At 53.9% G+C, this 1,023-nt stretch carries 1 protein-coding gene; it reads left to right on the forward strand.

All coding sequences use genetic code 11. The annotated features are described in order from the left end of the window. Nucleotides 1–940 (forward strand): reverse transcriptase domain-containing protein (locus tag NPX02_RS21205; RefSeq protein ID WP_260296057.1); only part of this gene is annotated, 940 nt, incomplete at its 5' end. Nucleotides 941–1,023: the final 83 nt, after the last annotated feature.

The following is a 1,023-nucleotide window of genomic DNA, read 5'->3' on the forward strand; positions in this document are numbered from 1 at the left end:
CGCTATTTTCGAACCGGTATTTGACGAAGCCAGCTTTGGATACCGGCGAGGAAGATCGACCAAGGATGCCATGCGCAAGATCTGGTGTGAACTGGAGCAGGGGAATGAGTGGGTGGTGGATGCCGATCTGAAAGACTTTTTCGGATCGGCGGACCACGACAAACTGATGGAAATGCTCAGTCAACGGGTGGCCGACGGACGTGTACTGCGTCTGCTGGAATCGATGATGAAAGTGGGCTACTCGGAAGATAAACAGATTCATCCCAGTGAGCGGGGAGTCCCCCAAGGGGGCGTAATCTCCCCGCTGATGAGCAACATTCTACTAACTCCGTTTGATCGGGAGATGCGCCACAAGGGGTATCGATTGACGAGGTTTGCCGATGATTGGCTGGTGACGTGCCAAACGAGACAAGAAGCTCAAGAGGTACTGAACTTCGCCAAGCGGGTTCTGGAAAAGTTGGGAGTGGTTCTGAACGAGGAGAAGACTCGAATCGTGCATATAAGCCACGGTTTCGAGTTTTTAGGCTACAAGATCAAGCGAGGAAAGCGTCCGTTGAAGCTAGCCAGGCACAAGATCAAAAGCAATACCCGACAGGGTGCTTTGTATGTCTATCCGAGGCAGAAATCCACCACCCACTTCAAGGAGCAGATCAGAAAGCGAACGAGTCGAAAAGCACCTTTGACCACCAAAGAGCTGATCGACCAGATCAATCCGGTCATACGCGGCTGGGGCAACTACTACAGGAAGTCCCATGTCCGAAGGCTATTCAACCAACTTGATCGCTGGATTGTTCGGCGGCTGTGGTCACATCGCCACAAGAGGTGGCGTAACTGTGGCTGGAAGACGCTCCCGCAATCCAAGCTATATGGCGAGATGGGTCTTGTCAGCCTGATCCATTTAATACCGTCTTTGAGCCGGCAACGCGTTGCAACCTTGTGAAAGCCGGATGCGGGAAAACTGCACGTCCGGTTTGGGCGGCGGACGGAGGCAAGCCGGGACTTGGCGCCTCCTCCGACCCGACA

The organism is Sedimenticola hydrogenitrophicus (assembly GCF_025175675.1).
GTDB classification, from domain to species: Bacteria; Pseudomonadota; Gammaproteobacteria; order Chromatiales; family Chromatiaceae; genus Sedimenticola; species Sedimenticola hydrogenitrophicus.